Genomic DNA, 18,768 nt, shown 5'->3' on the forward strand with positions numbered 1-18,768 from the left:
GACGATCCGGGCGACGATGTCAGCACTCCGCAGGCGGCGCGGATCAGCGCGCAACGGCTTCGGTGTGGCGGACGCTGCCCAGAAACCGTGTCAACTCCACCGTCTGCGGCCGCTCGAAGATGTCTTCCGCCGTGCCGCTCTCCCACACCCTGCCCTGATGCATGAACACGATCCGGTCGCTCACCGCACGCGCGAAGTTCATCTCGTGCGTGACCATGATCAGCGTCATGTCCTCGCGCGCGAGCTGCTCGACGACGCCCAGCACCTCGCCGACGAGCTCGGGATCGAGCGCGGACGTGATTTCGTCGCACAGCAGCACGCTCGGCTTCATCGCGAGCGCGCGGGCGATCGCGACGCGCTGCTGCTGGCCGCCCGACAGCTGTTCCGGAAAGGCGTCGAACTTGTCGCCGAGGCCGACGCGCTCGAGCATCAGCTCCGCGATCGCGCGCGCCTGCTGGCGGTGCGCCTTCTTCACGACCGACTGCGCGAGCATCACGTTTTGCCCGGCGCTCAGGTGCGGAAACAGGTTGTATTGCTGGAACACCATCCCGACCTTGAGCCGCAGCGCACGCAGGTCGGCGTGCCGTGCATCGACACGTTCGCCGTCGATCGAGATGGTGCCCGCGTCGATGCTCTCGAGCCCGTTGAGCGTGCGCAGCAGCGTGCTCTTGCCCGAGCCGCTGCGGCCGATGATCGATACGACCTGCCCGCGCTCGACGGAGAAATCGATGCCCTTGAGCACATGATGGGTGCCGAAGTTCTTTTCGAGACCACGGGTTTCAACGAGCGGCATGCCATCTCCTTTGCAACGTGCGCGCGTAACGGGTAAGCGGATAACACAGTACGAAATAGATCAGCGCGACGAGCCCGTACACGACGAACGGCCGGAACGTCGCGTTCGAGATCGCGATGCCGACCTTCGTCAGCTCGGTGAACCCGATGATCGACACCAGCGCCGTATCCTTCACGGCCTGCACGCCGAAGCCGACGGTCGGCGCGATCGCGATGCGCGCGGCCTGCGGCAGGATCACATGACGCAACTGCTCGACGTAGCTCATCGCGAGGCTCGAGGACGCCTCCCACTGCCCTTTCGGCACCGCCTCGACGCAGCCGCGCCAGATTTCGGCGAGATACGCGCTGGTGAAGAACGTGAGCCCGGCCGTGGCCGCGACCCACGGAGGAACGTCGAGACCGACGAGCGGCAGGCCGAAGAACACGATGAACAGCTGCATCAGCAACGGGGTGCCCTGGAATACCTCGATATAGAGCTTCGCGCAGCCGCGCAGCAGCGTCGAATTCGATACGCGCATCACGAGCAGCCCGAGGCCGACGAGGCCGCCGGACAGGAACGACACGATCGACAGCACGATCGTCCAGCGCGCGGCCAGCAGCAGGTTCGCGAGAATCTGCCCGAACGTGAAATCGGTCATCGCGCACCTCGCACGCGACGGGAGAACAGGCGGCGCCCCATCGAGCCGAGCGTCGCACGCAGCAGCAGCGCCATCGCCAGATACGCGAGCGTGATGACGAAATACGTCTCGAATGCGCGGAAGTTGCGCGACTGAATGTAGCCCGCCGCATAGGTCAGGTCGGCCACCGAGATCTGCGACACGACCGCCGACCCGAGCATCGTGATCACGATCTGGCTCGAGAGCGCCGGAAACACCTTGGCGAGCGCCTGCGGCAGCACGACGTGGCGCAGCATCTGCGCGCGCGACATCGCCAGCGCGGATGCCGCTTCCAGATGCCCTTTCGGCACGGCAGCGACGCCCGCGCGCACGATCTCGACCGAGTACGCGCCGAGATTGAGCGTCATCGCGAGAATCGCGGCCGTGTATTCGCCGATGTGCACGCCGAGTGCCGGCAAGCCGAAAAAGAGGAAGAACAGCTGGACGACGAATGGCGTATTGCGGATCGCCTCGACGTACGCGCCGATCAGCGGGCGCAGCCGCACGGCCGCGCGTGCGTCGGCGCTGTACGCGGCCGCGCCGAGCACGCCGAGCGCCACGCCGAGTACGGTCGCGACCGAGGTCAGCGCGAGCGTGATCGCCGCGCCGCTCGCGAACACGCCGGCGTAATCGGCGAGCTCGCCGAATTGAAGCTGGTAGCTCATGGGAAGGGGGTAGATTCGGGTTCGGGCAACGACACGCGCCGCGCCGGGCAGGCCGGCCGCGGCTGCGTATCAGGCGACACGGCGATCCGTCACAGTCCGGCCGGCAACGGCTGGCCGAGCCACTTCCTCGACATTGCGCCCAGCGTGCCGTCCTGCTTCGCATGCGCGATCGTGTCGTCGATCTTCGCGAGCAGGCGCGGTTCGTTCTTGTTGACGCCGACGAAGCACGGCGAATTCTTGATCACGAACTTGACCTCGGGCCGGCGCGGCGGATTCTTCGCGAGAATCGCCGCCGCGACGATGTTGCCGGCGGCGATCAGCTGCACTTGTCCCGACAGGAATGCCTGGATCGTCGCGTTGTTGTCCTCGAAGCGCTTGATCGTCGCGTTCGGCGCCAGCTGCGACAGCGCGATCTCCTCGAGCGCGCCGCGCGTGGCGCCGACGGTCTTGCCGGTCAGGTCGGCGGGCGCGCCCACCTTCACGTCGGGCGGCCCGAACACGCCCTGGAAATACGGTGCGTACGCGGTCGAGAAGTCGATGACCTTCTCGCGCTCCGGCGTCTTGCCGAGCGACGAGATCACCATGTCGACCTTGTTGGTCGTCAGGTACGGAATCCGGTTCGCACTGTTCACCGGCACCAGCTTCAGCTTCACGCCGAGCGATTTGGCGAGCAGTTCGGCCATGTCGATGTCATAGCCCTGCGGCTGCATGTCCGTACCGACCGAGCCGAACGGCGGATAGTCTTCAGGCACCGCGACGCGCAGCGCGCCGTTTTTCGCGATGGTATCGAGCGCGTCGGCATGCGCCGGTGCAGCAGCGAACAGCGCCATCACGGGTGCTGCAATCAGCGCAGCCAGCCAGGTGCGTCGGGGGAACGGTCGGATCGTCGGGCTCACGGTGAATCTTCCTTGTCTGGTATGTCGTCGGGCAGCGCGCAACGTTGCGCGGCCTCGGCAACTCCAGCAAAAACCGGGCCATTGCCGTGCAAGGCCTGTCGCAGCGGCACTTGACGGAAATGTCGGCGAACTGCATTCCTCATTTCGGTGCATGAGCCGGCGCCGGCCGCAGCGGTTGCCCATTCGCGGCGCGCGCCGGCGCACCAAATTACCTGACCGATCGTCACCACGAACCGAAGGCGGGCGGGCGCAGCGCATCGATCCAGGACGCGCGGGGTGTCGGATGCAAAGACGAACCGGGAGGTGGCGCTCGCGCGATGCACGACGTCGCGAACCGGCGCTGTTCGCGTGCTCGCGCCGTGCAGGTTGCCCGCTTGGCGGATCCATTCGCCACTGTCGGCGAACCGTGGTCAGCGTGCTAGGCAGGCTGCGTTGCGCCGTCCGCATCTGTCGCGGACCGGTTGGTGGCGCACATTTCCTGTTCGAGAAGGGACTTCGCCGCTTGCCATGCGCGCCCGGCAGACGCGGAATCGTTGAACGCCCGCGCGTCGACCGTCGCACCGTCGAGCAGCATCATGTAGACGCCGGCCAGCCGTTTTGCCGTTTCGGGCACCACGAGCGGCTCGAGCAGTTCGGCGATCCATTCGACCATTGTGCGGCGGTAGCGGATCGCGACGTCGGAGATCGGCGCATAAGCGGTCCCGAATTCGGCCAACGCGCGCTCGAACAGGCAGCCGGCAAATTCCGGCGTATTGAACCAGGCCTCATACCAGTCGAAGATCGTCTTGACGCGCTCGACCGGGTCGCGCACGTGCTGCAGTTGCGCGTCGATGCTGCCGACGATCAGGTCGTAACGCTGAACCAGCACTTCGCGGATGAGTTCGTCCTTGCTCGGAAAATGCCGATAGAGCGTCATTCGGGCAACGCCGGAATCGTCGATGATCCAGTCGACACCGACAGGATGGAAACCGTGCCTGGAGAACAGTTCGGTCGCTTTGTCTACCACCTGCTGGCGTTTGTTGGCTCTCACGACCGGGTCCTCCTCCTCGAGGCTTCATACCGTGTAGACCGATTATTCTAACATTGTCCCGTCCACTTACGCCTGCCCTTCCGGCTCGCCTGAAAAAGGAACCGACACACCTCCCCTCATCCGGCAAACTGAATTGCAAGTTGCCTTGACTATTGGATAGACCGATATGTATCATTTGAACCGAGAAAATAAGGATCGATATTTTCTGCTGTTGCATTGATGTGGCAATGCCGAAAAGAGAGCCTGAGAGAGACTTGGCTGTGTGCCGACGTTGACGAATTGCATTCGCCTCGCCGTGCACCACGCCGAGTGCGCGCTCGCGGGGTGGGATAGCGCGAAGCAGTACGGCGCAAACGACACGTGGGGAAAGCAAAAATGGTTCGCCGTTTACTGGCGCGGGGGCTGCTGTTGCTGCTGGCCGCGTGCGCGCAGGATCCGTCCATTACCAGCAAAACGGTCCGGATCTGCGATGACACGGGTTGTTCCGATCGCCCTAAAGATCAGGTCTCCTATCAAAAAAGGCGCGATTCGGACGACCACGAAGATCCGCGCATCGTGTCGCTGAAGCAGGCCGCGAAGACCCAGCCGAAGGCCGCCTACGACCTCGGCCTGCGTTATTTCCGCGGCGACGGCGTGCGCCAGGACAGCTATCAGGCACTCAAGTGGATGCGCGACGCCGCCGAGCGCGGCGACCTGAACGCGCAGAAGGCGCTCGGAAGTTTCTACCTGTTCGGCCTCGAGGAGATGGGCTCGGATTCGCGCGAAGCGGACAAGTGGCTGTCGATCGCGGCGGGCCGCGGCGACAAGGAATCGAAAAAGCTGCTCGAACTCGCCCGCAAGGCGAAGCAGGAAGACGAGGACGACTGGAAATGGCGCACGCAATGGCGTGACGTCTATTACGGCTACTGGTACTCGGGCTATCCGTACTACGGCGTCTGGCAGCAGACGTACTGGTACTACTGACCGGGCCGAAAGCAACGGGGGCCGCCGCGGGGAGACCACCATCGCGCGCCACGCCGGGGGGCTTATCGACGTTCGCACGAACACATAAGCCGAACAACGACTCTATCGATCGATAACGACATGAAGACCAACCTTTCCCAACGTCTCACTCGAGATGCGCTGGTTTCAGCGCTTTGCGCGTCCGTCGCCGGCTGCGGCGGCATGGTGACGCCCGGCGGCCAGAACGCCGGCGTGACCGGTGCCGCCGCGGGCGGCACGAGCGCCGGTGCCGATTCGCAACTGCAGCGCTGTGCGTCGCCGCTCGGCACGATCGCCGTCGACGACGGCCGCAACGCCGACTGGTGGGGCCCGTTCGGCAGTGCGACCAAGGTGACGAGCATCGATCCGCTGCTGCGGCTGGCCGTGCAGCAGTCGAACTGCTTCGTGATCACGTCGCTCGGCAACCAGAAGACCGACGCGCGCCTGTCGCGCATCACGCAGTTGCAGCGCAACTCGGGCGAATACCGCGCGGGCTCGAAGCAGCAGAGAGGCCAGCGCGTCGCGGCCGACTACTACATGGAACCGCAGATCGTGATCAACGATTCGCCGATCGGCGGCATCGGCAGCATGATCGGCGGGCTGATCGGCAACGGCGCGGTCGCGGCGGTGGCCGGCCATCTGCAGACGAAGGCGTCGGTCGTGACGCTGACGCTGTTCGACGTGCGCTCGGCCGTGCAGATCGCGGCGGCCGAAGGCAGCTCGACGGCGACCAACTACGGCGCGGCGCTGGGCGGCCTCGGCGGCGGCGTGGGCGGCGGCCTGGCCGGTTTCTCGACGACGCCGGAAGGCAAGGCGACGGTCGTCGCGTTCATCGACGCGTGGAACAAGATGGTCGTCGCGCTGCGCAGCTACAAGGCGCAAGACGTCAAGGGCGGCCTCGGCCGCGGCGGCCAGTTGCAGGTCAACTGACGTCCCCGGCCCGGTGGTGCTTGCCACCGGCCGATTTCCGGTACATGACTTGTCCGCGCGTACCGGCTCCGTTCGTCCTTTTCGTTTCGAGGTGATCCTGATGAAAGCCGCTACATTGATTGCACTGACCTGTCTGGCGCTGACCGCTTGCGGCGGCGGCGACGACAATGCCTCGCCCGCCGCATCCGGCGGCGGGACGAGCGACAACGGCGGCAGCGGTGGCGCCGGCGGTAGCGGCAGCGGAGGGACCGGTGGCTCGGGCGGCAGCACGCTGACGTGGCGCTACGATGCGCAGACGCCCGCGGCCGACGGCCCGGGCTTCCTGACGCTCCTCAACAGCGAGGGCGCGAAGGGCTACCGCTATCTCGGCGACTACTACTATGACGCGGCCAGCGGCGGCACGCGCTCGATCTTCGTGAACGACGGCACCGCCCAGACCTACACGTATCAACTGCAATCGCCGCCGGCCGACTGGGCAGGCTTCCTCGGCCAGGCCAACGGCCAGGGCGCGAACGGCTATCGCTACGAAGGACCGTACGGTTACGGTTATCTCTATCGCAAGGACGGCGGTTCGTCGGCGACCTACACGTACACGACGACGGGCCTGCCGGCCGATCCGAACGCATTCCTCACGCAGGCAAATGCGCAGGGCCAGTCGGGCTACTGGTTCTTCAGCGCGATGGTCGTCGGATCGGTGCAGGCGAACGTCTACATGAAGAACAACGCGTCGAACGCGACCTATACGTACGATGCGCTGACCCCGGCGGCGAGCATCAACGACTTCATCGCGCAGTCCAACAGCGAAGGTGCGAAGGGCTATCGCGCGAAGGGCGGGCAAGTGTTCGGCAGCACGATGTCGTGGATCTACGTGAAGGACCAGATGCAGTCGTCGACCTTCACGTACCAGTCGGCCGCGACTCAGTCGACCGGCGCGAACTTCGTGCAGCAGGCGAACGATTACGGCGCGCAGGGCAATGCGTATCTCGGTGAACTGGCGTTCAGCGCGCCGCCGCCGGCGGCGATGCAGCAGGCGCCTTTCTATTTCAAGGCCGGAAACTGCACGGGTTTCCTGTGCACGACGCTGAATCCGCTCACGCAGAACTGAGCGGACGCTGCCGACCCGGCGCGCATCGCGCGGGCCGGCCCTTGCCGGGTGTTCCGCGCGGGTCGAACCGCGTACCTCGGATGCGCCGCCCCGGCCTGCCGGAGCGACAGCAGGCTCCGCTCAAGCTGAAGGCAATGCCAGCTTCGCCTCGCGGCTGCATTCGGCCTGAAAGACACGGGCCGGCCCGGCACCGCGTATGCGCGCACCTGCGTTGACCGTCATGTCGCCGATGCCAGGGAGTCAGACCGACACCGGTCACGTGACACGCACGCCGAACCCCGTTCCGTTCAGCCCGTCGACGTATGCGAAATGCCCGCCAACACTGGCTGGGAGAACTGCATGCGCTGACGGCATACGGGCCCGCCGCGCTGGTCGGCCTGCACGTCCTCGGCGCGCTGGCGCACCGTCTGATCCATACGAAGAACATTCTTCCGCGCATCCTCCCATGGCCGACGCGTTCAGGCCGGCATCGGGGTCAGGCCGACGATATCGGGTGAAGCGGGAAACATGGCGCGCTGTAACGGGCGCGTTGCGGCCTCGTGGCTGCAAGGACGGCGGCAAACATCGGACCAGCGGCCGGCCAGCGTTTCGTCGCTCGAAGCGGCCGCCGGACGAACACACAGCGCTGTCCGTTGATCCTCATCAACGCCGCGGCGTTCGCGCGCTTTGACGGCGAACCGTGCATGACCAATATGGAGGTATCGAAACCGGGTTGCGTGCTTGCAGTCGCAGCGAGCCGCAAGCCGCAAGCCGCGGGTTGTTCCGTTCCCGCCGTGGAGTTTGAAATGCCGTTGCTCGGGCCGCGTAGCGCAGTAGCCGTCATCCTCCAGGAACACGTGCAGTTGTCCGTCGTTATCGACGGCATGCGACGCTTCGTCCATCTGCTTGTTGCCGGTGCCCCCGTTCCGGGCCTCATCGTGTTTCGGGCGATGCTTTACTATATTCGGGAATACCCGCAGCAGATACATCATCCCAAAGAGGATCGCTACCTGTTCAGGCCATTGCGGGAGCGAACCAGCGAGTTCGACAGCGTCCTTGATGAACTCGAGGCTCAGCACGATCAAGGCGACATGAAGTTGAGAAATCTCGAGCATGCGCTGACCCGGTATGAGTTGAAGGGGGCCTCCGCACTTCACACGCTGGGCGCGCTGATGGACGATTATGCGGAGTTCCATGCGGACCATCGGTGCCTGGAAGAAACACTGATCTTGCCGGCCGCCAAACGTCTGTTGACGACGGATGACTGGGCCGAGATCGATGCCGCCTTTGCAGCGAATCGCGACCCGTTCGACGGCGAGAAACCGGAAGAGGATCTGGAAAGACTGTTCTCGATGATCGTCCATGCCATCCCGGATCACGAAGCCAGCTAGCCTCGTTCGGTTGCATCGGTCGATGGACGGCCGGTCATGTCGTGCGTGTTCCATTCCCGAAGACTTCGATCCGGCGAAGCAAACGCACTGACCCAGGCACGGTTTCCAGGCAGCCACCGGCTGATTCCTCATCCTCCCCCGTTGCACCGCGATGACGAACGCGCTTGACGAAGGTCAAGCCGGTAAAAGCCGGACGGGCGAAAAATCGCCGTACGGACGATCGCCGGTTGCCATCGGGAGGCATTCATGAGCACCCGCACCTCACCCCGCCAGGCAGTTCTCGCTCCCCAACGGGTACTGATCGCCATCGACGGCTCGATCGCATCCGATCACGCCCTCGCGTATGCCAGAAGCTTCGTGCCGTCGAATGCATCGGTCCACATCGTGAGCGTTGCCGACAATCCGCGCACACTCGTCCCGCGCGGATCGAAATCGATGGCGTTTCTCGAATCGGCGCGCGACGAATTGCTGACAGATGCCGCCGACGCCCTGTCGCGCGCCAAAAGCGCCATGCAGCGCGACGACATCGCCGTCGACACGGAAGTCATCGACCTGTCCACGCATGGCGCAGATATCGTGCATGTGCTGGCCGACAGTGCGCAAGCGTGGCAAGCCGAACTCCTGATCGTCGGCGCACGTCAGCATCATGGCTTGCTCGGATGGATCGAAGGAACGGTTTCCGGCCCGCTCGGCAAACTCGTCGGCTGCCCGCTGCTCATCGTTCCCGAGGGGTTTGCGCCGGTTGCCGAACACCTGCCGCGGCGCATGCTGTTTGCTGTCGACGGCAGTCCGGTTGCGTTCCACGCGTTGCGAACCGGATTGACGTTCGCGAGGCCCACCACCGAATTGCGTGCGATATACGTCCTCGATCGCCCGGTGTCGTTGGGTGATTTCGTCCCGGTCGAGACGCTGGAAGCGGCATTGATCGGCGAAGGCAATCAAGCGCTGCAAAAAGCCATGACCCTGCTCGATGGCGTGGCCGGACAAGCGCAATCGGAACTGATCCGAACGGATCGAAAAGGCGCGGACGTTTCGCACATCATCGCGCGCGACGCCATCGACTGGAATGCGGACATGATCGTCATGGGCACCCATGGACGGCGAGGTGCGGCGGGCTGGGTGGTTGGCAGCGTGGCCGCACGCGTTGCGCGGATCACGAAAACGCCGCTTCTTCTCGTAAACGCACGTCGCGCGTGACGCGTTTCGTTGTCGCGCCTCCGTTCCCACCGCGTGGAACAGCGCCTCCTCCTGCGCGCAATGCAGGCGCACGATGGCTTCGAGCCCGTACAGCACACGCTGCATCGCCTGCACCTGCATGACGTCCGGCCCGTCGTGCGGCGTGTCCGCGACCCTCCAACGGCACGCCGCCCGCCAGCGCCCAGACCATGCCGCCGACGAAACTGTCGCCGGCACCGACCGTGCTGCATACCGCGGCCGGCCTGCCGTCACGACGCGTCGCGACCGCCCGGCGCACGCTCCGGCACGCGCGTCAAGCGAGGGACCGCTCGAAACGTATTCCCGCGCGAGTGACGCAGATCAAGGGGAAACCCGGTAATCGTCGGATATAAACGAGTCCGAAGCGGCGACGCACCCGGGGCGGCGCCATCCAGTATTCCCGTATTCGACGAGGCACCTCCATGCGCGCTGCCGCGCCTCCCGTTCGCTTTCACCCTGCCGTCGCGCGACGCCTGCGTGCCGTTGCGCTGGCCGCGGGCATGGGGCTGCTGTCGGGATGCGTGTCGCTCGCGCCACCGGACGCACGTCCCGCCGCACCGATTCCCGCATCCTTTCCGGATCCGTCCGCCGACGCGACACCGGCGGCGCAAGTGCCCGAGTGGCAGGCCTATTTCGTCGACGCGCGCCTTCGCGCGCTGATCGGGCAGGCGCTCGCCAATAATCGGGATCTGCGCGCGGCGGTCGCGCGCGTCGAGCAGGCACGTGCGGTCCACGGCATCCGCCGTGCCGATCAATGGCCGACGATCGGCGCGGGCGCGGCCTATGCGCGGTTTCGCACGCCGGGCGGCTTGCTCTCGCCGGCGCCCGTCATCGGCCAGGTCTACGAAGTCCAGCTGGCCGAAACGCAGTGGGAGCTCGATTTCTGGGGCCGCGTGCGCAGCCTGAAGGACGCGGCGCTCCAGCGCTACCTCGCGAGCGACGCGGCCCGCCAGGCAGTGACACTGAGCGTCGTCACCGGGGTGGCGGACGCCTATCTGACCCTGTGCGAGATCGACGAACGCATCGCGCTGACCCGCGCGACGGTCGACACGCGGCGCGAGTCGCTGCGGATTTTCCGGCTGCGTCACGCGGCCGGCGCGATCTCGCGCCTCGACCTCACGCAATCGGACATTCTGCTGCAGCAGGCGGAATCGCTCGGCGTCCAGTTGCAGCAGGCCCGCGCCGCGGCGGCCGATGCACTGGCACTGCTCGTCGGTGCGCCGCCGGATGCGGCCGACACGCCGCTCGCGCTCGACGACGGCGCGGTGATGCCTTCGCTCGCCCCCGGGCTGCCGTCGTCGCTGCTGACCCGGCGTCCGGACGTGATCGCGGCGGAGCACGAACTGCAGGCAACCCGCGCGAACATCGGCGCGGCGCGTGCTGCCTTCTTCCCGCGCATCGCGTTGACGAGCTCGATCGGTTCGGGAAGCAGCGCACTGCATGCGCTGCTGTCGTCCGGGTCGGGCGTGTGGTCGGTGATTCCGAACGTCACGCTGCCGCTCGTCGACGGTGGCCGCAACCGGTCGAATCTCGCGCTCGCGCGCGCGCAACGCGACGAGGCGCTCGCCCAGTACGAGAAGACGCTGCAGCGTGCGTTCCGCGACGTGTCCGATGCGCTCGCCGCGCGCCACTGGCTCGCAGACCAGGTCGCGATCGAGCGTGCCACGTTGGCCTCGCAGGCCGAGCGGGCGCGCCTGGCGAAGCTGCGCTACGACAGCGGCGCCACCCGCTTCCTCGAAGTGCTCGATGCGCAGCGGGACCTGATGAACGCCGAGCAGCAACTGGTCATGACCCGCCGTGCGCTGCTGTCGAGCCGCGTCGCGCTGTACGGCGCGCTGGGCGGCGGGACGATCGACACCGGCAGGACTGGCGCGGCACCGCCCCCCCTTTCGACAGACTCGGCTTCCCAACCATGAAAATCATCCAGCGCCCTCTTCTGATCGGTGTCGGTGCGGCCGTGCTCGCGATCGGCCTCGCGTACTACGGCTGGACGCGCTGGCGCGACGGACAGGCGGATGCGGGCCTCGTCAGCGGCAACGGCCGCATCGAGGCGACCGAAATCGACGTCGCGACCAAGCTGCCCGGGCGCGTCACCGCCATGCTCGTCGACGAAGGCGATTTCGTGACGGCCGGCCAGCCGCTCGCACGCATGGACGTCGTCGTCCTGCAGGCGCAGCTCGACGAAGCGCAAGCCCGGGCACAACAGGCGGTCAACACCGCGGCGAGCATCGACGCGCAGGTGGCGCAGCGCCGCAGTGACAAGGCCGCGGCCGCGGCCGTCGTCGTGCAGCGGGAAAGCGAGCTGGATGCGGCCACGCGGCGGCTCGCGCGGTCCGAGACGCTGTCGCGCGACGGTGCGTCGTCGATGCAGGAACTGGACGACGATCGCGCGCGTGCCGGCAGCCTGCGGGCGACCGTGAATGCCGCGCGGGCCCAGGTCGAAGCCGCGCAGGCCGCCATCGATGCCACGCGGGCCCAGCTCGTCGCGGCGCGTTCGGCCGTGACGGCCGCGCAGGCGACCGTTGCGCGCGTGCGGGCCGATATCGCGGACAGCGAACTGACGTCGCCGCGCGCCGGGCGCGTCCAGTATCGGATCGCCGAATCGGGCGAGGTCCTGCCGGCAGGCGGCAAGGTGCTCAACGTCGTCGACCTGTCCGACGTGTACATGACGTTCTTCCTGCCCGAAGCGGTCGTGGGCCGGGTGCCGCTCGGCGCCGACGTGCGGATCGTGCTCGATGCGGCGCCGGAATACGTGATTCCGGCACGCGTGTCCTACGTGTCGAGCACCGCGCAGTTCACGCCGAAGACGGTCGAGACGGCCACCGAGCGGCAGAAGCTGATGTTTCGCGTCAAGGCACGCATCGACCGCGATCTGTTGCAGCGCCACCTGAAACTCGTCAAGACCGGGTTGCCGGGCGTCGCGTGGCTGAAGACCGACCCGCACGCAGGCTGGCCGGATCGTCTCGCGATCCGGGTGCCGCAATGAAATCGACGACGCCTGCCGATACGGATGCCGGCTCGATCGACGGCCTGCCGGCGCCGGCCGATCCGGGCACGGTCGCCCGGCTGTCCGGCGTGTCGCTGCGCTACGGCGACAAATACGCGCTCGCCGACGTGACGCTCGAGATCCCGGCCGGCCGCATGATCGGGCTGATCGGGCCGGACGGTGTCGGCAAGTCGAGCCTGCTCGCGCTCGTTGCCGGCGCGCGTGCGATCCAGCAGGGGCGTGTATGGACGCTCGACGGCGATCTGTCGTCGCGCCGCCATCGCGCGCGCGTATGCCGGCGCGTCGCCTACATGCCGCAAGGCCTCGGCCGGAACCTGTACGCGACGCTGTCGGTCGAGGAAAACCTGCAGTTCTTCGCGAGACTGTTCGGCCACGACGCGGCGGAGCGGCGCCGCCGGATCGACGCGCTGACGCACAGCACCGGCCTGCATCCGTTCCTGGATCGCCCTGCCGGCAAACTGTCCGGCGGCATGAAGCAGAAGCTCGGCCTGTGCTGTGCGCTGATCCACGATCCCGATCTGCTGATCCTGGACGAACCGACGACCGGCGTCGACCCGCTCTCGCGCGCGCAGTTCTGGGAGCTGATCGGACGCATTCGCGCCGCGCGCCCGGCGATGAGCGTGCTGGTCGCCACCGCGTACATGGACGAGGCCCGGCGTTTCGACCGGCTGATCGCGATGGACGCCGGCCGCGTGCTGGCGACGGGCAGCCCCGGCGAACTGCTCGCCCGCACGGGTTGCGACACGCTGGAAGCCGCGTTCATCGCGTTGCTCCCGGAGGATCGCCGGCACGGACACCAGCCGGTCCGGATCGAGCCGTACCAGCCCGATCCGGGCGCCGGCTACGCGATCGAGGCCGATGCGCTGACGATGCGGTTCGGCGATTTCGTCGCGGTCGACCACGTGAGCCTGCAGATTCGCCGCGGCGAGATCTTCGGCTTTCTCGGCTCCAACGGCTGCGGCAAGTCGACGACCATGAAGATGCTCACGGGGCTGCTCCCCGCCTCCGAAGGCACCGCGACGCTGTTCGGCCGGCCGGTCGCCGCGAACGACATCGACACGCGCAGGCGCGTCGGCTACATGTCGCAGGGATTCTCGCTCTACGGCGAACTGACCGTCCGGCAGAACCTCGTGCTGCACGCGCGCCTGTTCGGCGTGGCGGAACCGGACGTACCCGCACGGGTGGCCGAAATGGTCGCGCGCTTCGGGCTCGCCGACGCACTCGACTCGCTGCCCGAGCGCCTGCCGCTCGGCATGCGGCAGCGGCTGTCCCTCGCGGTGGCGATGGTGCACAAGCCCGAGCTGCTGATCCTGGACGAGCCGACGTCGGGCGTGGACCCCGTCGCGCGGGACGACTTCTGGCGGCTGATGATCGAGCTCGCGCGCAACGATCGCGTGACCATCTTCATCTCGACGCACTTCATGAACGAGGCCGCCCGTTGCGACCGCATCTCGCTGATGCATGCGGGCCGCGTGCTCGCGAGCGCCGCGCCCGCGGAACTGGTTCGCCTGCGCGGCGCCGCCACGCTCGAGGACGCGTTCATCGGCTACCTGAGCGACGCACAACGTGCGGACGGCACGGACGGCACGCCGGCCGATGCGTCGTCCGACGCCGGCTGGCTCGCCGCGCCGCCCGCGGCGGCCGGCGCCGGCAGCGGCGCCGCATGGTTCAGCCCGGCGCGCGCCGGCAGCTATCTGTGGCGCGAAGTGCTCGAACTGCGACGCGACCCGCTGCGCGCGACGCTGGCGCTGTTCGGTTCGCTCGTGCTGATGTGCGTGATCAGCATCGGGATCAGTCTCGACGTCGACAACCTGACGTTCGCGGTACTGGATCGCGATCAGTCGATCCTGAGCCAGGACTATGCGCAGAACCTCGCCGGTTCCCGCTACTTCGTGCCGCGTGCGCCGCTCGCGGACGACCGCGACCTCGAGCGCCGCATGCGTAACGGCCGGCTGTCGCTCGCGATCGAGATCCCGCCCGGTTTCGCGCGCGACGTCGCGCGCGGCCGGCCCGTGGAAATCGGCGCGTGGGTCGACGGCGCGATGCCGATGCGTGCGGAGACGATCCGCGGCTACGTGGCCGGCATGCACGAAAACTGGCTGCGCGACCAGGCGAAGCGCCGCCTCGGCGTGTCGCTCGTCCCGGCCGTCGACATCGCGATCCGCTATCGCTACAACCCCGACGTCAAGAGCCTGCCGGCGATGATTCCGGCGATCATGCCGATGCTGCTGCTGATGCTGCCCGCGATGCTGACGGCGCTCGCCGTCGTGCGGGAACGGGAGCTCGGGTCGATCGTCAACCTGTACGTGACGCCCGTCACGCGGGCCGAATTCCTGCTCGGCAAGCAGGCGCCGTACGTGATGCTGGCGATGCTGAATTTCCTGCTGATGGTCGTGCTGGCCGACGTCGTGTTCGGCGTGCGGATCAAGGGAAGTTTCGCGACGCTGGCGGCCGCGGTGCTGATCTTCAATGTCGTGGCCACCGCCATCGGGCTGTTCGCGTCGACGTTTACCCGCAGCCAGATCGCCGCGATCTTCATGACGATCGTCGGCACGCTGATCCCCGTCGTGCAGTTCTCGGGGCTGCTCACGCCGCTGTCGTCGCTCGAGGGCAGCGGCAAGTGGATCGGCACGGTCTATCCGGCCACCTACATGCTCGCGATCAGCCGCGGCGTGTACAACAAGGCGCTCGGCCCGGCCGACCTGTCGTCCCAGTTCTGGCCGATGCTTGCGGCCGTGCCGGTCATCCTGGTCATGACCGGCGTCCTGCTCCGCAAGCAGGAGCGCTGACCATGTCGCGCCTGCTCGCCATCTTCCGGCTCGGCGTCAAGGAACTCTGGAGCCTCGCTCGCGACCCGATCCTGCTCGCGCTCATCGTCTACACGTTCAGCGCGTCGATCTACGTCGCCGCCACCGCGCGTCCGGAAACGCTGCACAAGGTGCCGATCGCGATCGTCGACGAAGATGCGTCGCCGCTGTCGGCGCGCATCGCGGCGGCGTTCTTTCCGCCGCAGTTCGCGCCGCCCCCGATCGTCGACGCCGGCTCGGCCGATCGCGGCCTGGACAACGGCGACTACACGTTCTCGCTCGACATTCCGCCGGATTTCCAGCGCGACGTGCTGGCCGGCCGCCATGCGACGGTCCAGCTCAACGTCGATGCGACGCGCATGACGCAGGCGTTCACCGGCGGCGGCTACGTCCAGCAGATCGTGTCGGGCGAGATCGACGCATTCGTGCGGCGCCAGCGCGGCACGCCGTTGCCGCCCGTCGGTCTCGCGATGCGGATGCGTTTCAATCCGAATCTCGACGAAGTCTGGTTCGGCGCGCTGATGGAGCTGATCAACAACGTGACGATGCTGTCGATGATCCTCACCGGCGCCGCGCTGATTCGCGAGCGCGAGCACGGCACGATCGAGCATCTGCTCGTCATGCCGGTGACCGCCGCGGAGATCATGCTCGCGAAGGTCTGGTCGATGGGGCTCGTCGTCGCGGCCGCTGCCGTCGCGTCGCTGACGTTCGTCGTGGGCGGCGCGCTGCACGTGCCGATTCCCGGGTCCGTGCCGCTGTTCGTGGCCGGCATGGCGTTGCACCTGTTCGCGACGACGTCGATGGGGATCTATCTCGCGACGCTCGTGCGCAGCATGCCGCAGTTCGGGATGCTGCTCGTGCTCGTGCTGCTGCCGCTGCAACTGCTGTCGGGCGGGCTGACGCCGCGCGAGAGCATGCCGCTCGCCGTGCAGGACATCATGCTGGCCGCGCCGACCACCCATTTCGTCGAGCTCGCGCAACGGATCCTGTACCGGGGCGCCGGGCTCGATGCGGTCTGGATGCAGTTCGCGGCGCTGTTCGCGATCGGCTGCGTGCTGTTCCTGCTGTCGCTGAGGCGATTCCGCGAGACGATTGGTCAGATGACTTGATTGCCCCTCGATCACGCGAGGCCGGGATTTGTCCGTTGATACAGATCAACCGGGGCGGAGCCCGGCACGCGATCATGACGCCATGCGTTGCGCATGGCCGCGGCAGCCGCGGTTGCGGCGCAACCGTGCCGCCGGTGGCCGTTTTCCGGGAGAACGTCATGACTCGACAGCACTACCGAAGCGTTCTTGCGACGCTCTTCGTGTTCATCGCGCTCGCGTCGCTGCTCGGCGTCGTGCATGCGATGCTGATCGACGAGCGGGTCGTCACGTACGCGCTCATGACGCTGGTTTCGGGCATCGTCGCGTTCGTCGCGCAGCCGAATCCGGCCCCCGGCGAGCGATAGCGAAACAGCCGGATTCGTCGCATTCGACCTCATGACCGGCATGCTGCGCTGCGCGCACAAGCCGCTCGTCGACGACAGCGCGAAGCTGCGGGTGATGGCCCCGGCCGTGACGACGATCGCGAACGGCATCGGCGGCGCACCGGATCACTATCCTCCCGCCGCCGGGACCGAAGCCTGACCGTCATCAAACCGCGCGCCGCCCGGAAACCTCGGCCGGCCACGGAATCCCGCAATTCCTGATTTCGGTCAACCGTCGCGCGCGCGTTCGCGCTGTAATCGCCTTATCGTTCCGTCGACTCCGCGCGAGGCGATCCATGAAACTGACTTTTCTCGGCGCGACCGAAACCGTGACCGGCTCGAAGTATCGGGTCGAGCACGGCGGCCGGCGCGTCCTGGTCGATTGCGGCCTGTTCCAGGGTACGAAGAACCTGCGGCTGCGCAACTGGCGAGCGCTGCCGCTCGCGCCCGACACGCTGGACGCGGTCGTGCTCACGCACGCGCATATCGATCACGCCGGCTATCTTCCGGTCCTGGTGCGCGAAGGATTTCGCGGGCCCGTCTACTGCACGGCGGCCACGGCCGAACTCTGCGACATCATGCTGCGCGACAGCGCGCGGCTGCAGGAAGAGGAAGCCGACTTCGCGAACCGGCACGGTTATTCGAAGCATCGTCCGGCGCAACCGCTGTACACGCTGGACGACGCGCAGCGCGCGCTGAGCCTGCTCAAGCCCGTCGCGTTCGACGAATGCACCGCGCTGGGCGGCGACCTGGCGTTCCGTCTGCTGCCGGCCGGGCATATCCTGGGCGCGGCGAGCGTCGTGATGCACTGGGATCACAAGGTGCTCGCGTTCTCCGGCGACCTCGGCCGGTATCACGATCCGATCATGCAGCCGCCGCGGCCGCCCGCGCATGCGGACTACCTGGTGGTCGAATCGACCTACGGCGACCGGCTGCACCCGACGTCGGATCCCGAGAACGAACTCGCCGCGCTGTTCGACACGACCTTCGCGCGCGGCGGGCTCGTCGTGATGCCCTGCTTCACCGTCGGCCGCGCGCAGGAAATCCTGCACTACATCGCGCGGCTGAAGGCGTCCGGCCGCATGGCGCGCGTCCCGGTGTTCCTCGACAGCCCGATAGCGACGGACGTGACCGAGATCTATCGCCACCATGTCCTCGAACACCGGCTGACCGTTTCCGAAGCGAACGCGCTCGGCCACGCGGCCACGATGATCCGGTCGGTCGAGCAGTCGAAGGCGATTGCCGAACACCATGGCCCGATGGTCATCATCGCCGGCAGCGGCATGGCAACGGGCGGGCGCGTGCTGCATCACCTGTCCCGCTATGCGCCGGATGCGCGCAACACGATCGCGCTGGTCGGCTACCAGGCCGCCGGCACGCGCGGCGCGGCGCTCGCCGCGCACGAGCCGACGCTGAAGATTCACGGCGAATACGTCCGCGTGCGTGCGCAGGTCGAGTCGATCACGACGCTCTCGGCCCATGCCGACTACGAAGAGGTGCTCAAGTGGCTCGGCACGATGCAGTGCGCGCCGGTCCGGACCTTCATCACGCATGGCGAACCCGCTGCCGCGGATGCCTTGCGCCGGCGCATCACGGAGACGCTGCATTGGCCGTGCGAGGTGCCGATCTACGAGCAATGCGCCGATCTTGACGAAGTCGAAACCGGCGGCACGCAGGAACCCGCCGCGCTGTCGTCCTGACTCACGGCGATGCAGGCGAATCGCCGGGCGCGGGGGGGGGGGGGGGGGGCGCCCCCCCCCGGCGCCCCCCCCCCCCCCCCCCCCCACCCCCCCCAGCGAAAAAACAGGGAACGCCGGGGGGGTGGGGGGGGGCCCGCCCGGGG

Annotated in this window: 17 protein-coding genes; 12 read left to right on the top strand and 5 right to left on the bottom strand. The window is 67.2% G+C overall.

The features are described from left to right. Window positions 1–43: 43 nt before the first annotated feature. The 5 genes from DIE21_RS34720 to DIE21_RS34740 form a co-directional block, all read right to left on the bottom strand. The gene (locus tag DIE21_RS34720; protein ID WP_124501866.1) at window positions 44–793 is read right to left on the bottom strand and encodes an amino acid ABC transporter ATP-binding protein; all 750 of its coding nucleotides are present in this window, start codon (window positions 791–793) and stop codon (window positions 44–46) included. Beyond that, window positions 780–1,430 (bottom strand): amino acid ABC transporter permease, encoded by a 651-nt coding sequence (locus DIE21_RS34725; RefSeq protein WP_124501867.1) that lies wholly within the window; start codon window positions 1,428–1,430, stop codon window positions 780–782. The genes DIE21_RS34720 and DIE21_RS34725 overlap by 14 nt, the downstream gene beginning before the upstream one ends. Beyond that, window positions 1,427–2,113 carry an amino acid ABC transporter permease gene (locus tag DIE21_RS34730; RefSeq protein WP_124501868.1) on the bottom strand — a complete coding sequence of 229 codons (687 nt, stop codon included), beginning with the start codon at window positions 2,111–2,113 and terminating at the stop codon, window positions 1,427–1,429. Before DIE21_RS34730 ends, DIE21_RS34725 begins: the two co-directional genes overlap by 4 nt. Window positions 2,114–2,202: 89 nt before the next feature. Then, a complete protein-coding gene (locus DIE21_RS34735; RefSeq protein ID WP_124501869.1) occupies window positions 2,203–3,009 on the bottom strand; it encodes a transporter substrate-binding domain-containing protein in 807 nt (268 codons plus the stop codon). Between the two features lie 418 nt (window positions 3,010–3,427). Next, window positions 3,428–4,039 carry a TetR/AcrR family transcriptional regulator gene (locus tag DIE21_RS34740; RefSeq protein WP_124501870.1) on the bottom strand — a complete coding sequence of 204 codons (612 nt, stop codon included), beginning with the start codon at window positions 4,037–4,039 and terminating at the stop codon, window positions 3,428–3,430. Between the two features lie 375 nt (window positions 4,040–4,414). On the opposite strand from DIE21_RS34740, the gene DIE21_RS34745 reads away from it, so the two are divergent. The 12 genes from DIE21_RS34745 to DIE21_RS34805 all read left to right on the top strand — a co-directional run bounded on the left by DIE21_RS34745 (window position 4,415) and on the right by DIE21_RS34805 (window position 18,625). Then, window positions 4,415–5,002 (top strand): tetratricopeptide repeat protein, encoded by a 588-nt coding sequence (locus tag DIE21_RS34745; protein ID WP_124501871.1) that lies wholly within the window; start codon window positions 4,415–4,417, stop codon window positions 5,000–5,002. A gap of 120 nt (window positions 5,003–5,122) precedes the next feature. Further along, window positions 5,123–5,950 (top strand): hypothetical protein, encoded by an 828-nt coding sequence (locus DIE21_RS34750; RefSeq protein ID WP_124501872.1) that lies wholly within the window; start codon window positions 5,123–5,125, stop codon window positions 5,948–5,950. 100 nt (window positions 5,951–6,050) lie between these two features. After that, window positions 6,051–7,055, top strand: a complete 1,005-nt coding sequence (locus tag DIE21_RS34755) for a hypothetical protein (RefSeq protein WP_124501873.1) — start codon at window positions 6,051–6,053, stop codon at window positions 7,053–7,055. Between the two features lie 785 nt (window positions 7,056–7,840). Beyond that, window positions 7,841–8,425 carry a hemerythrin domain-containing protein gene (locus DIE21_RS34765; RefSeq protein ID WP_124501884.1) on the top strand — a complete coding sequence of 195 codons (585 nt, stop codon included), beginning with the start codon at window positions 7,841–7,843 and terminating at the stop codon, window positions 8,423–8,425. Window positions 8,426–8,671: 246 nt separating this feature from the next. Further along, complete coding sequence (locus tag DIE21_RS34770) at window positions 8,672–9,622, top strand: universal stress protein (RefSeq protein ID WP_124501874.1); 951 nt, start codon at window positions 8,672–8,674, stop codon at window positions 9,620–9,622. A 440-nt stretch (window positions 9,623–10,062) separates the two neighbouring features. Next, window positions 10,063–11,556, top strand: a complete 1,494-nt coding sequence (locus DIE21_RS34780; RefSeq protein ID WP_124501876.1) for an efflux transporter outer membrane subunit — start codon at window positions 10,063–10,065, stop codon at window positions 11,554–11,556. After that, the gene (locus DIE21_RS34785) at window positions 11,553–12,626 is read left to right on the top strand and encodes an HlyD family secretion protein (RefSeq protein ID WP_124501877.1); all 1,074 of its coding nucleotides are present in this window, start codon (window positions 11,553–11,555) and stop codon (window positions 12,624–12,626) included. Before DIE21_RS34780 ends, DIE21_RS34785 begins: the two co-directional genes overlap by 4 nt. Next, window positions 12,623–15,436, top strand: coding sequence for a ribosome-associated ATPase/putative transporter RbbA (gene rbbA, locus DIE21_RS34790; protein WP_124501878.1), 2,814 nt, complete (start codon window positions 12,623–12,625; stop codon window positions 15,434–15,436). Before DIE21_RS34785 ends, rbbA begins: the two co-directional genes overlap by 4 nt. Window positions 15,437–15,438: 2 nt before the next feature. Next, window positions 15,439–16,563 (top strand): ABC transporter permease, encoded by a 1,125-nt coding sequence (locus tag DIE21_RS34795; protein ID WP_124501879.1) that lies wholly within the window; start codon window positions 15,439–15,441, stop codon window positions 16,561–16,563. Window positions 16,564–16,721: 158 nt separating this feature from the next. Further along, window positions 16,722–16,907 (top strand): DUF2964 family protein, encoded by a 186-nt coding sequence (locus DIE21_RS34800; protein ID WP_124501880.1) that lies wholly within the window; start codon window positions 16,722–16,724, stop codon window positions 16,905–16,907. 31 nt (window positions 16,908–16,938) lie between these two features. Continuing rightward, window positions 16,939–17,085, top strand: coding sequence for a hypothetical protein (locus DIE21_RS37455; protein ID WP_185642906.1), 147 nt, complete (start codon window positions 16,939–16,941; stop codon window positions 17,083–17,085). Window positions 17,086–17,221: 136 nt separating this feature from the next. Beyond that, a complete protein-coding gene (locus DIE21_RS34805; RefSeq protein WP_124501881.1) occupies window positions 17,222–18,625 on the top strand; it encodes an MBL fold metallo-hydrolase RNA specificity domain-containing protein in 1,404 nt (467 codons plus the stop codon). Window positions 18,626–18,768 lie beyond the last annotated feature (143 nt).

Source organism: Burkholderia sp. Bp9140 (assembly GCF_003853425.1).
In the GTDB taxonomy this organism is placed as follows: Bacteria; Pseudomonadota; Gammaproteobacteria; order Burkholderiales; family Burkholderiaceae; genus Burkholderia.